Annotated in this window: 17 protein-coding genes and 1 pseudogene; 1 reads left to right on the top strand and 17 read right to left on the bottom strand. The window is 45.9% G+C overall.

Annotated features, from left to right (window positions below; translation table 11 throughout):
* Nucleotides 1–62: 62 nt before the first annotated feature.
* On the bottom strand, nt 63–1,136 hold the full coding sequence (locus tag K8S19_02025; GenBank protein ID MCD4812463.1) for a class I SAM-dependent methyltransferase: 1,074 nt from the start codon (nt 1,134–1,136) through the stop codon (nt 63–65).
* 64 nt (nt 1,137–1,200) lie between these two features.
* Nucleotides 1,201–2,928 carry a hypothetical protein gene (locus tag K8S19_02030; protein MCD4812464.1) on the bottom strand — a complete coding sequence of 576 codons (1,728 nt, stop codon included), beginning with the start codon at nt 2,926–2,928 and terminating at the stop codon, nt 1,201–1,203.
* Between the two features lie 538 nt (nt 2,929–3,466).
* On the opposite strand from K8S19_02030, the gene K8S19_02035 reads away from it, so the two are divergent.
* Nucleotides 3,467–3,901: a peptidylprolyl isomerase gene (locus tag K8S19_02035; protein MCD4812465.1), complete on the top strand. Its 435-nt coding sequence runs from the start codon at nt 3,467–3,469 to the stop codon at nt 3,899–3,901.
* A 48-nt stretch (nt 3,902–3,949) separates the two neighbouring features.
* On the opposite strand, the gene cls is transcribed toward K8S19_02035, so the two are convergent.
* From cls to K8S19_02110, 15 genes and pseudogenes are all read right to left on the bottom strand, one after another.
* On the bottom strand, nt 3,950–5,410 hold the full coding sequence (gene cls / locus K8S19_02040; GenBank protein ID MCD4812466.1) for a cardiolipin synthase: 1,461 nt from the start codon (nt 5,408–5,410) through the stop codon (nt 3,950–3,952).
* 65 nt (nt 5,411–5,475) lie between these two features.
* Complete coding sequence (locus tag K8S19_02045) at nt 5,476–6,765, bottom strand: radical SAM protein (protein MCD4812467.1); 1,290 nt, start codon at nt 6,763–6,765, stop codon at nt 5,476–5,478.
* Nucleotides 6,766–6,908: 143 nt separating this feature from the next.
* Nucleotides 6,909–9,323, bottom strand: a complete 2,415-nt coding sequence (locus K8S19_02050) for a glycosyltransferase (GenBank protein MCD4812468.1) — start codon at nt 9,321–9,323, stop codon at nt 6,909–6,911.
* A 191-nt stretch (nt 9,324–9,514) separates the two neighbouring features.
* On the bottom strand, nt 9,515–11,185 hold the full coding sequence (locus K8S19_02055; protein MCD4812469.1) for an FAD-dependent oxidoreductase: 1,671 nt from the start codon (nt 11,183–11,185) through the stop codon (nt 9,515–9,517).
* 122 nt (nt 11,186–11,307) lie between these two features.
* The gene (locus K8S19_02060; GenBank protein ID MCD4812470.1) at nt 11,308–12,144 is read right to left on the bottom strand and encodes an MBL fold metallo-hydrolase; all 837 of its coding nucleotides are present in this window, start codon (nt 12,142–12,144) and stop codon (nt 11,308–11,310) included.
* Complete coding sequence (locus K8S19_02065; protein ID MCD4812471.1) at nt 12,141–12,602, bottom strand: PaaI family thioesterase; 462 nt, start codon at nt 12,600–12,602, stop codon at nt 12,141–12,143. Before K8S19_02065 ends, K8S19_02060 begins: the two co-directional genes overlap by 4 nt.
* Entirely contained in the window at nt 12,592–12,930 is a 339-nt protein-coding gene (locus K8S19_02070; GenBank protein ID MCD4812472.1) for a NifB/NifX family molybdenum-iron cluster-binding protein, read from the bottom strand. The genes K8S19_02065 and K8S19_02070 overlap by 11 nt, the downstream gene beginning before the upstream one ends.
* 5 nt (nt 12,931–12,935) lie before the next feature.
* Nucleotides 12,936–13,835, bottom strand: a complete 900-nt coding sequence (locus tag K8S19_02075) for an Mrp/NBP35 family ATP-binding protein (protein MCD4812473.1) — start codon at nt 13,833–13,835, stop codon at nt 12,936–12,938.
* A complete protein-coding gene (locus K8S19_02080; protein ID MCD4812474.1) occupies nt 13,832–14,722 on the bottom strand; it encodes an ATP-binding protein in 891 nt (296 codons plus the stop codon). The genes K8S19_02075 and K8S19_02080 overlap by 4 nt, the downstream gene beginning before the upstream one ends.
* Before the next feature lie 4 nt (nt 14,723–14,726).
* Complete coding sequence (locus K8S19_02085; GenBank protein ID MCD4812475.1) at nt 14,727–15,695, bottom strand: SLAC1 anion channel family protein; 969 nt, start codon at nt 15,693–15,695, stop codon at nt 14,727–14,729.
* Between the two features lie 263 nt (nt 15,696–15,958).
* A pseudogene (locus tag K8S19_02090) lies at nt 15,959–16,796 on the bottom strand (ATP-binding protein).
* Nucleotides 16,796–17,137 carry a DUF5320 domain-containing protein gene (locus tag K8S19_02095; protein ID MCD4812476.1) on the bottom strand — a complete coding sequence of 114 codons (342 nt, stop codon included), beginning with the start codon at nt 17,135–17,137 and terminating at the stop codon, nt 16,796–16,798. The pseudogene K8S19_02090 and the gene K8S19_02095 overlap by 1 nt, the downstream one beginning before the upstream one ends.
* A 22-nt stretch (nt 17,138–17,159) precedes the next feature.
* On the bottom strand, nt 17,160–17,525 hold the full coding sequence (locus K8S19_02100; GenBank protein ID MCD4812477.1) for a NifB/NifX family molybdenum-iron cluster-binding protein: 366 nt from the start codon (nt 17,523–17,525) through the stop codon (nt 17,160–17,162).
* A 6-nt stretch (nt 17,526–17,531) separates the two neighbouring features.
* The gene (locus K8S19_02105; GenBank protein MCD4812478.1) at nt 17,532–17,999 is read right to left on the bottom strand and encodes a DUF134 domain-containing protein; all 468 of its coding nucleotides are present in this window, start codon (nt 17,997–17,999) and stop codon (nt 17,532–17,534) included.
* Nucleotides 18,000–18,182: 183 nt separating this feature from the next.
* The gene (locus K8S19_02110) at nt 18,183–19,763 is read right to left on the bottom strand and encodes a hypothetical protein (protein ID MCD4812479.1); all 1,581 of its coding nucleotides are present in this window, start codon (nt 19,761–19,763) and stop codon (nt 18,183–18,185) included.
* Between the last annotated feature and the right edge of the window lie 11 nt (nt 19,764–19,774).

A 19,774-nucleotide genomic window follows, 5' to 3' on the forward strand; every position in this document is an offset into this window, starting at 1 on the left:
GTCTAACATTAATGCAGTTTTAATAATTTGTCAATATTTTTTTCCATTGAACACTTAAAAAATCACTTTCGTTTACAGTGGATCAGCGTATGACTCATTCCCAGATGATCGTGTACCGCTTCAATTTTAAGCCCCGCAGACATAATAAACCGCTCCATTTCTGAATACCGGTACATACGGCTGTTGCCATTGGCCATGGCAGTAAAATAGGGGGAGGAATTAATCAAGCAGTAAGCGGCAATATCGTATTTTTGACGGTCCCAGTAGGTATCTAAAATAAAAAAATCTCCTTGCGGTTCCAACGCCTCCCGTGCCCGGGCGAGCAGACTTACAACCTGTTCTTCGGAAAAACAGACCAGAAACTGGCTCATCCAAACGGCATCAAATTCTTTGGGAAATACCTCCTCCGGATCAAGTAGATTATTGACGGGTTTTCCTTCAATCCGTTTTTCCAGACCCTTTCCCTTGATGTTGACCGCAGCTTTGGCCAACTGCCCGGGAAGGTCTAAAATGGCGATTTTAATATCCGGATCAAAGTCCGCACATTGCAGCGCAAACTTGCCTGTATTACCGCCAACGTCGAGCAATGTCCTGGGTTTTTGTTTGAAAACAATCGGCAATGCTTCCGGAAAAGCAGAATCACTATAATAATGATCAAAAGCGAACCAGCTTTTTTGTGCTTTGGGAGGCAATTGACTCAACGCCTCATACACCGTATCCCACTCACCAAAAACCTTTAATCCGGCGGGTTTGCCTTCTGCAATTGATTTATCCAAAGCAAACAGACCCTCGTAGCAGACATCATTGATGAAATCCATATTCACCCGGGTCATTTCATCATTGAGTAAAAAATGCCCGACCCGGGTCAAAATATAATGCTCGTTTTTCATTTCGAGTACACCCTGGCTGAGTCCGGTCTCGCAAAGCACGGTCACACCATACTCTGAAACCCCGGTTTCTTTGGCAATTACCTCAACCCGCAGCCCTTGCTCCCCCGCCGTCTTAATGGTCTTTAAGATATTCAAGTCACGGAGTAACCGAACAGCTTGAAACACCACCGGCGCAAATGCGATTTTCTGCGCGGCATACCTCGCTTCCAGTGCTGTCTCTTTTTTTTGTTCAAATTTTTTATCCATGACCCCTCATTTCAATCAATTAAAAATTAGGCTGATTCAAATCACCCGGCCGGCATGTGTAAAATCATCCTGTTGGCGGTGAAACGATACGCTGGTTGGAATTCAATTTTTTAAAAAACTCAAAATTACAAATACGGATATCCGGTGTTCCGGCCGCATCCCGGACAATTTCTTTTCGACTGTTAACGGAAATCAGAAGGTGTTTGCCGCTCAGATTCAAATCCTCAATACCGTTTCGCATTAGTTGCTCCTTCATCTGCATAACAACACGCATATATTCATCCCGGGAAATAATACCCTCACGGAAAGCATAAAGTGCATTGATTCCTTCATAATAATCCCCGTCTTTTTCAGCCAATTTCTCGTCCGGGCCGTTCCAATAACCCCAAATAATAATATAATTCCGGTTTTTTTTAAGTACCGGTGTCTTGTCAGGACTGAGAATCCCGGCATGACTGGCATAACGGCTGTTATCAAAAAAACGCTCAATAATCTCAGTTTTATGCCCAGTCATATAAATTGCCCGCGGATAGATGGTGGCGATGCCCTTTTGGGTCAATGCTATTGCCAATCCGATTTCTTCAAAGGGACTATTATATCCATGATCTAAAATTTTCTTTTCATCCTCTAAAAAAGGATCCATATCCGGTATCAGTCCGACTTTAGAAACCTCCCACACAATATGAATGTTATCCTTGGTCACCGTATAATAACTTTCCGAAAACATGGATATCTTGGTCCGTTTGGTTCCCTCCCAGCGTTCCGGTTGAAAATAATCGAACAAATAGGGATCCTTCCCCGCAACCCAGAGTCGGCCCTTGGTACTTTCCACACGACCGTAAACATAGTCCACACCAAATAATTTCATATGCTCCAAGTGGGGATGAAACTTGTCCGGCGTCGCTATGGAAAAACGGTCCTTCTGTCGGCGATGATAATCTTTGCGCAAATCCCTATGACGCAGTTTTTTTTGCTTTTCCGAGTATCCCAGCAATTCATAATCAATGAGCGCATATTGAATTCGACCGGCATCATCCTTTTTCAATGATTGTTCGCCATCGGCCTGCACAATAATATGATTGGGTTTATTATCACTCACGACAAAACCGTTTTTCGCAAGCCGATCAGCCGCATCCTGGGTCAAGGCCCTAACCTGAGCATCATCCAGCAGCCCTTTTTCATAGGCCTGGGCCGCATCCATGCCTGGAAGCCACTCATAAATCACCATATACAATCGGTTCATATCCAGATCGATCTCTGAATGAAAATGCATCATTGATTTCATTTTATCCTGGCTGCGCCCGGTCTGCCAAAGCTTGTACCGCTTTGAGGGAACATAAATGGCCAGCGGCTTTTGAAGAACGATGCCTTCTGAGGATTTACGAAATATATTACGCAGGTCCTTGACCAGGGAGAATTCTTCAAAGGGACTATTAAATTCCGCATAAATCAGTTCATCGTAATCCACCGCACCCGGGACATCCTCGCCCATCCGGTTCCACTTAATAACCAGATCACGATTGCGGCCGTTGATTTTCTTGGTCCGGACTTTATACACGCAACTTGTTCCGGAAAGCCGTTCCGAATTGTTTTTAAACCACTGGCTCTCTGCCTGAAAATCAGCAGGATTTAAATCTCCCAGCATGGAAAGTCCAAAAGCAGATATAAAAAAGTCATCCTCATTTTTCAATTTCAAATGTGCATATTCAACATCAAAGATGGCGGTTACCCGGTATATTTCACGCTCTTTTTTGTCGAGAAACCATTTTTTTATTTTGGCATTCTTAATCATGGTTAACTCCGAAATAATTTTCCAACAAATATTTTCCAGCATACACTATTTTATGACCTTTGTCGCCGACAACGCTCATTTGACAAGACTGTTAATTTGCAGGGTCCAGGCAACTTGCCCGGCTTGCCCCGCGTATGCGGGAGCGAATGCCGGGTGCCGGGCGCCTGGACCCTATCCTATGGTGATATAATCAAAACCTATAATCCCCGCATATCATCGTCTCATTTTCCGTCAGCGCAGCCTTAGTCTGATTTAAACCACCGGTTGATTTATAGTTTCCCGCTATTCAACAGCGTTTACGTAGTTTGGAAATAATTTTACGGTTGGCGGCGAAAAAAGCAAACTGCGCAATTTCAGAGAAGCGAATCCATCTCACTACATCAATTGGAGTATAGTGTGCAAGCACACGACTTGGATTCATAATCCGCACCTGTGCGATTTTTTATTTACTTCTCGAGTAATCCTTGTTAAAGTCATAAAAATTATTTGTGAGTTTTGGTTCCATTCCCATGGATCCGGCGGCAAACCAGGAGGCGCTATGACACAGGCAAAAAACGGAGACAAGGTGAAGGTCCATTACACCGGCAAATTGGAAGATAAAACAATTTTTGATTCCTCACAAGATCGCGAACCTCTGGAATTTCAGATCGGGAGTGGTCAGGTAATCAAAGGTTTTGATCAAGCTGTCCAGGGCATGGCAGTAGACGAAAACAAGACCGTGACCATCCCACCGGATGAAGCCTATGGCATTCTTCAGGAAAAAATGATCTTCGATGTTCCCAAAGAAAAATTGCCCAAGGATCTCAAGCCGGAAGTAGGCATGCAACTGAGTATGCAAGGTAATGATGGCCGCTCGCTGCCGGTGACAGTTGTCACAATCGGCGAGACCTCAATCAAACTGGATGCCAACCATCCCTTGGCTGGAAAAACCCTTATTTTTGATTTAAAAATGGTAGCAATCCAAACTGCCTAAAACTCTGATGCCGTCAATTAAAAATTCATACACCCGGCTGTTTTTGCTTCACAGCAAAGGCGCGAACAACCGCGCAAGGGAATTCCGGATATTTTTTAACTGCCCCAGGCGAAGATAATCTTCCAGGGTAAATTCCCGTGAATCTTTCATGTCCTGTACAAATTGCTTTTCAACTTCACCGGCAACCCGGCTATCGTAGAATACCGAACTGAGTTCATAATTAAGCCGAAAGCTGCGCAGATCCATGTTGGCTGTCCCCACAGAACACATCACCCGGTCTATCACAATGGTCTTGGCGTGCATGAATCCCTTTTTATAATGATAAATTTTCATTCCCGCTTCCAGTAATTCCTTAAAATAAGTAAATGCGGTCCAATACGGTATTTTTTTATCCGGCAAACCTGCAATCGTAATGCGCACATCAAGACCGCGGAGCACTGCAGTCTTGAGCGCTGTATAAATGCTGGGACTGGGAATAAAATAAGAACTTTGGATATAAACATATTTCTGTGCTGAATTGATCATACAAAAATAAAGCTGTTCAATGGATGGCCATTCCGAGTCAGGGCCGGAAGTGGTAATTTGTACCGGCAAAACCACACTCTTTTTTCTTTTGGCGGGAAACCGGAAAAAAGATTTTTCAAAAAGGGATTCGTGCGTTGTGTTGTACCAATCAATGGCAAAAATACCTTGCAGATGCATGACCGCCTGCCCTTCCATGCGCAGATGGGTATCCCGCCAAAACGGGAATTTTTCCCCGCCATCCCGGTACTCCTGCCCCATATTCATTCCGCCGGTATACCCCACCGTGCCGTCAATCACAACAATTTTACGATGATTGCGATAATTCAACGTATGCAGTTTCATAAAAGACAGAAAATTGTAATAAGGATAGATTGCGATGCCGGCACGCCGCAGTTTACGAATATCCTTGTTTTTCAAAGTCCAACTACCAAAAAAATCATAAAGGACCCGGACCACAACCCCTTCCGCCGCCTTGGCAATCAGACACTCATGAAAAGCCGCAGTCATATCATCGGAGCGCCAGATAAAATATTCCATATGAATGGTTTTTTTTGCTTTTTGCAAATCAATTAACAGTTCCCGAAACTTATCTTCACCGTCGTGATAAAGACGCACATCATTCTCCGTGGTAAGCAAAGACTGCGAACTATGATACAAAAGATGCATCAACTCTTTCTTATATGCCGGTTGCCGCCAAATCCGGTCATACATCTCCATCTGCTTTTCCTGCACATGGACAAGACTTTCAAATGTTTTAAAAAGTTTATCCCCCAAAATATGCTGGGTAACCTGCTCGCTTTTTTTTCGTTTATGCCATTTACGGCCGATAAAAAAGTAGAATACAAATCCGAGTATGGGTAGAAATACAAAAACCAGTATCCAGGCAAGGGTCGAGGACGGTTCACGATTGTCAACAATGATAAAGACAATGGCAACAAGAATATAAATTTGGTAGGTTGTGACGGCAATGAGCAGCCAGTCCATGGGCATCTCCTGTTGCGGTGCAATCGTCTCATCCTTCTCTATTGTCGCCAATCCCCGCTTCCAGTTCAAGCCCCAATCTTGTCCATGCGTTCTTTCATGACAGCGGAATGTGCAGCAGCTTGCTTCCTTTTAAACGGCTTTCGTCCGTGAAAAAATCCAGTTTGAATGTAATATTTCCAGTCTTTCAGCCAGTAACGCCGGTACAACCGGTCCGCCATGGGACCGGTTGCGATGGAGAGCGGACGGCGCAGCATATCAATGATCGGCCCCAGCATTTCCGAGGGATCACGAAAACATTCCCAATCGCATCGGTTGCAATCGGCATCCCACGAATCCGCTTTCCAATCCCGGTTTTCCAATCGGCCCATATCATCCTTTTCACGATAACCGCAAGGATAAACATGCCCGTCACGGGCGCTGACAAAAAAATAGCGAATCCCGCCCAGGCATGGATGCATTTTTTTTAATGTGCCCCGGTATTTCTCCCGTAATGCGTACAGGGATGACAAGGGTGTAAAATGACGAATCAGGCGGCGATATTGCGGCACTACGCGCAAAAGGGCGTCAAAAAGAGCCGCCTTCTCATCACTTTGGTAATTCACCACCCAATCGGAAGATGTTGCCTGATAAACCGGTGCCAAACCGTCTTTAGACTTTTCCGAATCCATGCACATGGGAAAACAGATACTGCTCATGGTAAAACCCAATTGGACGGCGAACGCGAAGTATTCCGCTATGACGTCGACATAACACTTTTGAAACGCCTTGAGATACTCCTCCCGGCTGGAAAAACCGTCCGGCCGAAGTGTATATGTTTTATCGCCGGCCAAATTTCTGTTCAGTCCCAAATTCACGGAAGGGTATATCCCATATGCATGAAAAATGGGCAGCGCCCGCCGGATCCCTTCCACCACACCGGGAAGACCGCGCATGCTTTCATGTACATCCGGCAGATAAGAATCAAGACTGATCCAGAAATTACGCAATGGCGTCCGTGACAATATGCGCGCAAACTTTTCAATTTTTTCAATATAGCCGTTTTTTTGCCAGCCGCAAAAAATAAAACCGTTGGTCCCGGTCCGGATATGCTTGATACCGTATTGACGGGCCGCATGGATGAACCGGACAAGCTCATCGGGAAACATCATCGGCTCACCACCGGTAAAAGAGATGATTTTCAATCCGCGCCGGGAAGCCGCCTTAAGAATGGCATGCACAGACGCATCCCCCATTCGAGTCCGGGCATATTTATTTGAGATGCGCATGCCGCACTGCGGGCATTTGGCATTGCAGTGATCCGTATACTGGATCACCAATTGACCGGGGATGATGGTGTTCAACAATTTATCAAACACAATAATAACACCCCTCCTAAGTGACGAAAACAAGAAAAAAATCGCCGGCGGCGAAAACGAGGCCAAACAAGACCGCAGGTTCACGCCTCAACCGGAACAGGCCTTGACCTTTGGGATACTCACACAGTCCGGGATTTTCGCGTTCAACGGATCCCCACACCCGTTGACACCTGATGACACGGTTCAGTGGCCATACGCATGACATCGTCTCCAAACAGATCCCGCAAGGAATGCTCCCAGCAATAATACTTTTCGACCTGCTCCCGCGCTTTTCGGCACATCATGGCATACTGTTCCGGGCAATCATGTTTCATATTTAATATCTTGGTAATGGATTGAATCCATTCGTTTATATTTTCCACATCAGCGATCATCCCGCTTTTGCCGTGCAAAATGATCTCTTGCGGCCCACCCACATTGGAAACCACAACCGGCAGCCCGCATGCCTGCGCTTCTAAAACCACCATCCCGAATGTATCGGTCGTGCTGGGAAAAATCATGCAATCGGCTGCAGTGTAAACCGCCGGCAGAAACTCTCTTTTGAGACGGCCCAAGTAACGAACGTTTTCCAGCATTGCCGTTTTTTTCTTCAATTCATTCAAATAGGGTCCGTCGCCGGCAAAAATCAGGTGGCAATCACGGTTTTGTGAAACCACTATTTTGTAAATTTCCACCAACAAATCAAGATTCTTATCTTTGGATATGCGGCCGGCATAAAGCAAAATATCCCCTTTGATCTGTCGGAGCGATTCTAACGGGCTGATGCCGGGCGAAAATTTTTCCGTGTCAACACCCTTTCTGTAAAAAGACAATTTCGAAGGGTTATAACCCTTTTCTTCCAGAATATCCATATACATGCTGGTCGGAACTTTAATGCAATGCATAAGGGAGTAAAACCATTGCATGTAGTTCTCAATCAGCTCACTGAAATCCTCTTCCTGTGTGATCAGTTTGGCCTGAGCGGCAAAATCCGTATGATAAATGCCGGTGCATTTGATGTTCAGCAAGTGACCGGCCAGCAGCCCGACCAGACCCACCGGACCTGGTGTGGAAATATACATTTCCTCCGGAGCCGCCTGATAAACCATTGAGATGGTTTTAAGCAGCGAGGGAACCCTGACAGTAATCTTCTCATACCCCGGAAGCGGCGTAGCATAAATGCCCGGCACCGCCATGATATTGGGAGGAAAACCATCCAAAGCTTCATGCGGTTCGATGACCGTCACCACCGACAGGTTGATGCCGTGCCGGTGGGTGCGCCATCCAATCTGTTTAATCGTTTCCGCAACACCATTCATCTCGGTGAAGGTATCTGTAAACCATAGGATACGTTTGTTAACATTGCTGCGTTCCGGCATAACCGCACGCAGCATGGTCTCGGTCAGAGTACGGTTCCGGAAGAGGTGTTTCAAGCTGGAAAAAAACGGCGTTGCCAAAAAAATACCCGGTATCAAAGACGCAATGTCGCGGATAATCTTGAAAACATCGCCCTTGGAAATGTCTTTGCGGAAAGAATCAAACAACCTGCTGAAATAATTATCCAATATATCCGATATCTTTTTATAAACAATTGTAAATTTTTTCTCAATATTCTCGCCGGTTTCCTGTTTTAACTCTTCGACCAAACTCCGAAACGATTGTTTCATCACGTCTTCCTTGTTCGTGTTTTTCGCGAACAATTTCAACTTGATGCGGTGTTTCATGCTGATGGCGCGGTTATTAAAAACCATCTCATTGATCTGACCCAACCAGCTCCCGGCAAATCCCGAGCTTTTACGCCGGGAAAATTCATAGGCGATTTTGTAAATGGCAAAGGCAAATGACTGATAATTGTTATGCCTTCCTTTGGGAACCGTCAACTTCAATTTGATCATCCTTAAGAACTCATCAATTCCTACAGCACCGGCAAATGTATAAGTCTGCCCGATAAAAAGCGCCGCATGGTCGTCGCTGCCTGCGGTATAACCCTTGATCCAGGGATCTGCACTGATAGGTTGGATGGCATGTTTTTGCTTAAGTGTCTCAATATAGTGCGGAGTCAAATTTTCAAGTATTTCCATCCACTTTAGATTGCTGTTTTGATCACGGGCGCCATTGATGCCCTCAAATACATCAAAAAGCAAAATAAGTTTTTCCAGATGTTCCTGTTTGAGTCGGTTATTGACCGAATAAGTGGCATGCGCCACGGCATACGCCATGTCATGTTTTTGAATATAGTCCCGCAGGTCATAAATACTAGTGCGGCAACGTTCAATCTCCCGATAGTGTTCTTCATCCACATCATACACCAGGACATGAACTTTGCAGCCGTCTTCCGGGAAATACGCAGTTGCTTCGACCCCGACAATAACATCGCCGGGATGTTTTTTCTTTAAGTGCAGAGCGCCATCAATTCTATTGTGGTCGGTCAGCGCCACATAATCCATTCCCCGCTGCTTTGCGATCCGATAAACCTCTTCCGGTTCGGTATAGGATTCATGCGCACCCAACCGCTTCAGGAACCATTCCGAAGCGTGGCGGGAATACTTGGAATGCACGTGCAAATCCGCTTTGGCCATTGTAACCACCGCCTTTCCCTTCAACCAGTCATAACTGCTGTAACTTTCTTTGCAGTTCGACTATACCGGAGAAAAGGAATTGCAAGGTTAGTCTTTGCTTTATTTTCGATTAGAAGTTTGTGAACAAAAAAAGCGCAGGCTGGGCCTGCGCTTTTTGATGAACCAATCTCACTAGGTGATAGTCGCCCCAACTATTTTTCCTTGCGATAGGGCCACATAACTACCCCGCCGTCCATTACCCTGACTTTTTTAAATCCTGCTGCTTTAAGAATAAGCGCTGCTTCATATCCTCGCAACGATATTTTACAAAAAGCGATAATCTCCTTATTTTTTGGCAATTCGTCTATACGCAGACGCAATGCACCTAATGGTATCAAGGTTGAATTCGACAGACGCACTTCATCACTCTCAGCCTGACTGCGAACATCTAAAAACACAAAATCTTTTTTAGCCTCTTTCATCTCATGAACTTCTTTGGCAGAGATACCTTCTATATAACCATCAAGTTTATTGCGCGCCACATTAGCAGCAGTAATAATATTATCCATGGCCGGCGAATAGGGTGGTGCGTAGCACAAATCCATATTGGCCAAATCGTCAACCGTCATTTTGGCGGCCAGTGTCATGGCGGCAACATCAATCCGTTTATCCACATCACCCGGACCGGTCGCCTGTGCCCCGAGCAACTTGCGGGTTTTTTTATCCACCACAAGTTTCAGCAGCAAGGGTTTTGCATTTTCCATAAAATGGGCACGATCCGGTCCCGGCGCCAACACCACTTCAACGTCGTATCCTTCCTGCTTGGCAGCTGCTTCCGTCAGTCCTGTCCGGCCCACGGTAAAATCAAACACTTTGCAAACCGTGCTGCCCAAAACACCGGGAAAAATATCTTTGCGTCCACAAATATTATTGGCCGCCACACGCCCATGCTTATTGGCGGTTGATCCCATCGGCATATAGCATGCTTTGCCTGTAATCCGGTCCTTGGATTCAACACAGTCACCCACAGCATAAATATTATCATCACTGGTTTTCATGGTTCCGTCCACAACCAGAGCACGGAAATCACCAATCGCCAATCCGGCGTCTTTCGCCAAGCCTACGGCAGGCCGCACGCCAATCGCCATAACAACCATATCCGCTGCCAGGGTTTCTTTGTCGGTAACGACTTTTTCAACCGCACCCTCTCCTTCAAATTTTACAACAGTATGGTCCGTCAGAACCTTCACGCCCTTGGCTTCCATATGCTGTGTCACCAACCGGGCCATTTCCCAGTCAAGCATGCCGAATATTTGCGGCAATTTTTCAACAATTGTAACACGACATCCCTTGGATACCAGCGCTTCGGTCACCTCAACCCCAATCAACCCACCGCCGATAATGACCACATCCTTTGCCTGGTCTTCCGCCAACAGCCGTTTAATGCCTTCGGCATCCTGCACACCGTGAAGCGTATAAATATTCTCTAAATCAATTCCCGGAATCGGCGGGCTGACCGGCGTGGCGCCGGTTGCCAGAATTAATTTATCGTACCCAATCCAGGATGTTTTCTGGTCCTGAAGGTCTTTTATCTGAATGGTTTTTTTGTCCCTATCGATCTTCAGGGCTTCGGTTTTAGTCAATACATGGACATTTTTTACTTTTTGAAAAAATACCGGATCGCGTACAACCCCGACCGGAGTACACATCAGCTCTTTTTGCTCCTTGACCTCGCCGGATATGTAATATGGTAAACCGCACCCGGCATAAGAAAGATATTCGTCCTTTTCAATAATTGTCACTTCCGCTTCCGGCATCATACGAATAATTTTCGAAGCCGCTTTCGGTCCCGCCGCCACCCCGCCAACAATAACAATTTTCATTCCTTGCCTCCCCTAAATTAATCAAATTTATTTAAAAACCACAAATGTCCCAATTGACCAAATATTTTAGCGCAGAACCGATCAGCATGCTTGTTTTTTTTGATTTGAGTTGCGGTATTTTTTCAGAGAATAATTTCCATACCTGAAAATAATGTCCGGCATTTTTCCTGATATCTCTCCGACAGCACACGCTCCATTTCAGGACCGGTGCAATGACCTGGAAAGATCTGATGGACATTCATTGCCTGCAATGCCTTCAGTGTATTTTCAATTCTCCCTGCGCCGGCATGCTGAAGATGCATGCCCCCCACCACTGTGTGAATCGGTTTGTCCGGAAATTGTTCTTTGACTTGTAAAAGTGTATTGACAACGCCGCTATGCGCACAGCCCAACACAACCACCAATCCAACCGCGCTTTCACAGACCAACGCCTGATCATCCTCAAAAAGATCGAAATGTTTACCCTCCGTATCCATGCAATAGTCAGGCTCACCGCTTTCAAATTCCGTTTGGCGTTTAACCGGCCCTGTCATCCATACGCCCGGAAACAGCATTTGCGGTGTGTTCAAAAAAACAACACACTCCTTATTTTCACGCAACGCGGACAAGCCCTCAGCCGGCATACCAATGCTCCGGGCTTTTCCACCGTTTTTAAAACTATACCGAATTTTCATCGCCTTGGGATGTAAAAAAACGCGGGCTTTCCTTGCCATCTGCAGCACACCGTCCAAACCACCGGTATGGTCATAATGTCCGTGACTCAACACCACCGCATCCAACCGGTTCAAATCAATACCCAGGTGGCTTGCATTGGCCAACAAGCCTGTGGTCTGACCCGTATCAAAAAGCAGTTGTTTATCTTGATACGCCATCCAAATTGCCAGTCCATGTTCCGCTACCAGCTCTTTCCGTTCGGAACGATTTTCCACCAGTACAACCATACGCAACGCGGAATTCATACTTCGCGCTCCTTGTGCACCTGAAATTGTTTTTGTTCAACAAATTTACCCTTGGCTGAGACCCTCACCTCACCATCATGCAGTAATTCTGATTTCATATAATAGATCAAAGATGTTGCCTGATCAAGATATGCGCGAACAATCACGGTTTGATGCGTATGCACCGGTTTTTTAAAACGCACATTCAGCTCCGCTGTCACTGCAATAATACCCCAGGCAGCCAAACAAGTGGTCATCGCGCCGTCTAAAAGCGATGCCACCACCCCGCCATGCAGTCGTCCGGCATATCCGGTATAATACTCATCACAAACAAACTCAGCTTCCACGGATTGGTCTCCACGGACTTTAAATTCCAGACCGAACCCTTCCGGTTTTCGATCCGCTCCGCAAATAATACACCGGGCATGTTCCTGATTTTTAAAATTCCGAATTTTTTGTTGCGCCGTATCAATGGTCACAGTAATTTGCGCCGGTGCGAAGCGTCTGGTCCAAATACTGCATCACCAGATCTTCCGGTGTTTCCGGTGGTGCACCCACCACAACCTTGATCCCTTTTTCGACAAACAAAGTTTGCGCCCGGTTGCCCATACCGCCTGCAATGATAACATCCACACCCAATTCATGCAGCCAGGCGGGCAGCACACCCGGTTCATGCGCCGGTGGCGCCAACTGCTCTTTTGAAGAAATACATTTCTTCGCTTCATCAACATCCAAAACGGCAAATACCTCACAATGCCCAAAATGACTGGTTAATTTTCCCTGTGCCAAAGGAATTGCTATTTTCATCTGCTTCACCTCTCTTTAGTTTCTGCCAACCCCAGCAGGGGCTGAATTATTTCCGTAAATGCCTTACCGGCGACGGTGCCGGCATACTTCCCGACAAAGACCTCACCGGCATCACCACAGTGTGCGATGACCGGCTCAAGGGGAAGCCTGCCCATAAACGGCACGCCCATGGCTGTCGCCATTTTTTCTCCGCCGCCTTCCGGGAACAACGCCATCGGATGTCCACATTTTTCACAAGCCCACCCGCTCATATTTTCAACCACACCCAGAATCTTGACATTGGCCTGTTTACAAAAATTAACCGACTTCCGCACTGCCGCCAAAGCAACCTCCTGGGGCGTGGTCACAATAATCGCACCTGCCAAATCATCAATGGATTGACAAATTGTCAATGGTTCATCCCCAGTACCCGGGGGGGCATCAATAATAAGATAATCAAGATCATCCCAGACCACATCACGTAAAAACTGTTGAATAACCCCCATTTTCATGGGACCGCGCCAAATCACCGGATCATCAGGATGCGGAAGAAAAAATCCTATGGAAACCACCTTGAGCGGTCCTACAGAAACAGGTTCAATATCAACACCATTTGATGTGACCCGTTCTTTACTTAGATTGAGCATAGTGGGAATACTGGGACCATGAATATCCGCATCCATCAAACCGACACGATACCCGGCACGTGCCAATGCAAAAGCGGTATTCACTGCCACCGTACTTTTCCCAACCCCGCCTTTCCCGGACAACACCACAATTTTATGCTTAATCCGGCAGAGTCGTTGCTTAATTTTTTGCCGGTCATCAAATATTTTTTGATCTTCACCCGGCTTCATTTGCTTGGCACTACATGTTTCTGACTCACAGGTTTCACATTCACTCGCTGTTTTTTCATCTGCTTTCATTGCATCTGCTCCTTCATGATTTTCCATACGCCCTGAATGTCTTCTACGATACCCGCACTGGTTATTTCCGGCAGGGTACGTCGTGCCAATTGCGCTTTTACAACCGCTTTATCATACCGTATACGTCCGGCCCAAATACCCTGGTTGGCATTGCAAAAATCCTGTATTTCTTTTGTCATACCGGGATTCAAGTCCCATTTATTGACACAAACATACGTCTGGGATTGAAAATGGCGCGTAAGTTCAAAAACTCTTTTCAGGTCATGCAATCCGCTTTGCGTAGGTTCGGTCACAATCAGGACCTGCTGCGCTCCGGTAAGCGATGCGATCACCGGGCATCCAATCCCAGGCGATCCGTCGATTAAAATCAGGTCCTGCTGCTGCTCTTGCGCAATACGTTTGGCTTCTTTTCTAATCAAACTTACCAATTTCCCGGAATTTTCTTCCGCGATTCCCAACCTGGCATGCACCAGCGTTCCAAAACGAGTATGAGATATAAACCACTCTCCGTTTTTTACCGGTTCAAAGCGAATCGCTTTTTCCGGACAATAATAGGCACATACCCCGCATCCCTCACAACTGATCGGGTCCACCCGAAAAGTCCTCTCCGCCTGCGAAGTCCGGGGTCCGTCAAAGGAGACCGCGTCAAACCGGCAGACTTCCAAACACTTACCGCAAGCTGAACATTTTTCCGGAATGACTTCCGCCCGGCCGCCGCCGCTGAAATCTTCCTGCTTGATATTTTCAGGATCCAAAACCAGATGCAGATCTGCGGCATCCACATCACAATCCGCCAGCACAACCCTGCCGGCCAATGCAGCAAACGAAGCTACCAATGATGTCTTACCTGTACCGCCTTTACCGCTAATCACCACAAGTTCTTTCATTTTTTCATTCCTCTTCAACGCAAATTTCTTTTTTTACAATACGCTTGATGGTTTTATACGACAAATAAACTATAAACAAACTTAGCACCGTCAAAAACAGATAAGCACCAACTTTAAAAACGGACAACGATGTTTCACGGTACATCAACAATGTCGCCAATGTCATTGCGGCGGTGGGAAACGTATACGCCCACCACGAAAGATAAAATTTGATCTTTCTAAACAAATTAAACTGTAAAACAACCAGAAAAAAAAGAAAAACAGCAATATAATACAAAATCTTCGCAAACGGATCAAGTGAATGTGTTAATTTCATATAAGAAATAAATCCGATCGCGGGCGGCGCAAAAAGAATAAAAAGCGTGGGCGCCAATTTTTCCGCCAGCGGATGATGAAAAATAATCCTGTTTAAGACGATTACAAATAATGCCAGCCACATGATGATGCCAATGCTAAAGAAAAACCAGGATAATTCCGCTGAAAAATGCCGGACCCCTGCAATCGGTATAATCATATTCCCCACAATCGGAATAAACCAGGCAGGATTAAGATGATGCAGCTCAATTTTATTATTTTGAATCCAGACCGACATAATAATCAGTGTGAATAAAAACTGCATAACAACACCGACGATCCATAAATATTTCGAAACTGTCATATTTAAATCCAGATAAATAATGCTGAATATCAATAATATTTTAGCAATGATCGGAAAAAAATTTATTTTCACCGGATGCAAAAATTCTTTTTTCACCTCACCCGGATACCGAATAAATTTAGTCAAATAGATTACACTGATTACAGCCGCGAGCGCAATTGTCAAATATCTTACATAAGCACTAATCGAGACCGACAAATGCAAAACCATTTCCGCCCTTTGCAAAGCCAGCGCAAATCCTACCATACCCAATACGATTGCAAAAAACGATATTGAAAAATTTTGCAATCTATTTTCCTGATGCGCAGTTTCCATAACATCCTCTTTTTTTAAAATAATCCAACAAATCCAGTGAGTTTCCTGTTGCGGATACCCTAATTAGTTTCTGTTGCGGAAAACATAATTTCCTTAATCCCCTCCCCGGATTTGGTGGGAGGGGATTAAGGAGATGGGGTTTCGGCCTTTAATTTTAAAGCTTACTCCCTCACCTTCATCCTCTCCCAAGAGGAGAGGAATATTTAGTAAATCAAAAATTGGCCTTTCCGCAACAAGAACTAATTATATTTCCCTGAATAATTTCACCCGACCTGCCCGCCTGCCTTTTGCACGATCTCCTGCAATAGCTGTTGAAATAACTGCCGATAGTCCGGCAGCGCCGCGCAGATCATTTCACCTTTTGAATAAACTTCAGCAACCCGGCGGTCGTCCGGAATTTCCGACAGGATCGGAATACGATTATCCCTGCAATAATCCCGAACTTTATCATCTCCGCTATCCGCCCGATTAATAACCACACCAAAAGCCAAACCCAGTGCCCGTACCATTTCAACCGCCAGCTGTAAATCATGCAATCCAAAGGGTGTAGGCTCCGTCACCAGCACGACATAATCCACTCCACGAATACTCTCAATCACCGGACAGGATGTGCCTGGGGGCGCATCAATAATAATCAACCCTTCTTTCGGTGCCGCCTGTTTCACTGCCTGAATGACCGGAGGACTCATGGCTTCGCCAACATCCAATACCCCGTGGATAAATTGTACCCACCTTCCCTACTTCACGCGGGTGCTCGGTAATCGCCTCAACCGGGCAAACCCGCTTGCACCCGCCGCAAGCATGACATAAGTCAGGATACGTGAGGACTTTTTCTCCTATTAAAACAATTGCACTGAACTGGCATATTTCCCCGCACTTGCCGCAAAGTGTGCACTTCGCTTCATCGACAACTGGAATAAGACGCATTACCGGATGTCGTTCCCTGATTTTCGGTTTTAAAAAAATATGGGCATTGGGTTCTTCCACATCACAATCAAGCAACGCAACCTGTTGCTCTGCAGCTGCGGCAACAACCGCCAGATTAGTTGCCACCGTTGTTTTTCCAGTCCCGCCTTTTCCACTTGCAATAACAACCCGCATCAATCTTGGTCTTTTCCATCATCCAGCTTATTGATGCGTTCGTTCAGTTTGGCCAGTTCCGACGTGAGCATGGCTGCCTGGTTTTTTAGTGTCTGCGCATTTTCCTGCGGTTCATCCTCCAAAGATGCTGCCGGACCAAACCCTGCGTAGGGTCCAAAACCGCCGCGCATGCCGAAAAACTGCCTGCCATTCGCGTATTGACCGCCGCCACGCCCGCCGCGCATACCCCAGCCGCCCCCTAACCGGTTATATCCCGGTTGGTTGGCACCACTACAGAATCCCATTTTTCTGCCTGTCATAGGGCCGAAACCCTGAGGCCCGCTTTGATCTCCTCTTGGCATAATAATTCCTCCTTTATTTTTTTTAAACCCAATGCCCTTCTACATCCGCTTCTGCTATGCTTTTCAACTGGTCGCTTTGATACTTTTCCATCACTTGCGCAATCGTCCATTGGCCTTCAAGCGTATATATTTTTATCCCTGCCGCATGGAGCGCGGCAAATGCTTTGGGACCGACATGCCCTGTCACCAAAACTTGAGCACCGGCCTTGGCAACATGCCGTGCCGCCTGAATCCCCGCTCCCTGCATCGCCTCCAATTGTTGCTGATTATCCATCGGACGCACATCCCCGGTTTCAGTATCCATTACGATAAAATAGTCTGCCCGCCCGAAGCGTGTTTCAAATAAAGCATCCATGGTTTTACCTTGTGATGAAACTGCGATTTTCATTTTATCTCATTCCTCCTTCTCTTCTTTTTCCGGCACATAGCCGGCCCACAATCCTTTTCTGTTTTCTGTATGCACCCGCCTGACCGCAGTTTTTCCACATTGTGGACACTGGCCCGGCCGAGGAGTTCCAAACGGCACTTCCCATACATGCTCGCAAGGGCGGCAGGCAAACTGGCGTTTCCCGCGGATGGCCACCGGGCCGCCTTCAATATTTAAACAGCCGCCTTCAACAATGACTTTGGCAGTTTTTTTATGCGCCGCTTCCAGAATTCTCCCAAACGTTTGCCGCGAAACATTCATGTGTTGGGCCGCTTTTTCCTGGTACAAACCCAAACAATCCGCCAAACGCAGGGCCTCATATTCATCCAGTGTCAAGACCACCTCAGGCAACGACTGCGCCGGAATCCCGGCCGATTTAAAGCGTTGGAATTGAGGTTTCCCGGCAACATTCCGGCAAAAACGGGGTCTGGGCATAGGCGCCTTCCTTCTTCAAAGCATTGACATATTATGAGCATATGCCCATAATATGTCAATGCTTTTTTTTAATATGTCCATATCCGCAACTCCTAAATTTTAACCTGTTTGATTAGTACAGGAAAAACCAAAAACACAGTTATAGAAAAACATTCCTTGCTTCTTTACTGACCCTATCCTGCGTTAAAACCGCACATGAACACTCAGTTTTCCTGTTTGGCTGGAATAGTTGTTGTCAGAAAAGGTTGAAGTAAATTGGGTTACTTTAAATTCGCCGGCCAGTTTGATATGCCCGGCCTTGGTCATTGGGTAGGCTGCAGTGAAGTTGTATTCCTGCCGATTCGTATCCGCAGCATTGGCACGGTTGGACAAACTAATGTTCACCAGTCCGCCCAGATCCAGGCGCTCATACATCCTGGCGTATATTGACAGTTTGATGCCATGGGTAATATTCTTTCCCGTCAGCAGAATTGTATTATCATAATAAGTTACATTTTCCTGATTGAGTGAATACCCCACACCGGGTGTGAGCTGGTTTAAAACTCCGGTTTTAAAAACAAACGGCACTTTTACATCACCCAGTATGTAATCAGTACTGTAATCATTATCATTATTCCGCTCATCCTGGTAATCAGCATGTTCATAGGAAGCGTTTACACAAACCATTCCGGCTTTGAAAAAACTATTGGCAGCATAGACCAGGTTGGCATTATCAATCAAAACGTTATCATTGCGATCTGTCAGTTTTGTCATTAAATTAATGCCCATTCCCTTGTAAAAGAAATCCAGTCCAACTTTGGGGGTAAAAGTAACCAAGGTGTCGGTCATGTCTCCGTTAACATTATTATTATAACGTTCGCCATACACATATGCTTTGAGCATCCGGTTAAATAAATATTTATACAGATTCCCCTTAATCACCAACTTATCCGGACTCGCAAATCCGGTTAAGGAGTTGAACTGACTGCCTACCCGTTCGAACTCGGCAAAGCCCCGAAAGCCCTGGTACTGAAAAAGATTTCGTAAAAACAGGGCAATGTCACTTGTCTCGTCACCCGTACTTTCATTCTTTTGAAAGACCTGGGAGAGCTCGCCTTCAAAACGAAAATCGCGGGAAAGGGTATACTTAAAATCCGCTCCGTAGATATTATTTTTCAGAACATTTAAAAGTCCGGTAGAGTCGGTGATACTTCCCTGATCATCGGCGGCATTGACATAATTGATCCCCACCTCCAGAGCGCGGCCAAAGAAACGTTTATTTACCCGAATACCACCGGCATAACGGGCAAAAGCGGCATTCTCCCGGGGCACCACTACCCGGCCGATAAACGGAGTCACCTGATAATCCATTAAGCTCACCTTGGCCATGGCACCGCGGGCTGTCTGTCCCATGGTATACCGGGAATAGGTGGTAAAAAAATCACCGGCTGTAATTTTGTTAAACCCGCTGCCGGTCTCGACCAAAAATTTCTGGAGCTCAAAATAATCCTGCCCTTTTAAATTCGGTTCATCGGTATACTTGGCAGTTGTATTGGCCCGGATATAAAAAGAATCGAAATTTTTAATAATTGATCCTGTTAAATAATGTTCGGAAAACAATCCCGGTGTTAGAATCGAACTACCTTCATTACCTTGTACGCTGTTGCTAATCACCGCAGAAGTAAGATCGAGATTGAGTATGTCCTTCTCCCCGATTTTTAACGCCTCCCCCGATGAAACAAACAGTAGCAGTCCAATAACAGCAGGAATAAATGCTTTGTTCATGGATGACCTCA

It is taken from the genome of bacterium (assembly GCA_021108215.1).
Classification (GTDB): domain Bacteria; phylum Oederibacteriota; class JAAXVQ01; order JAAXVQ01; family JAUVAV01; genus JAIORK01.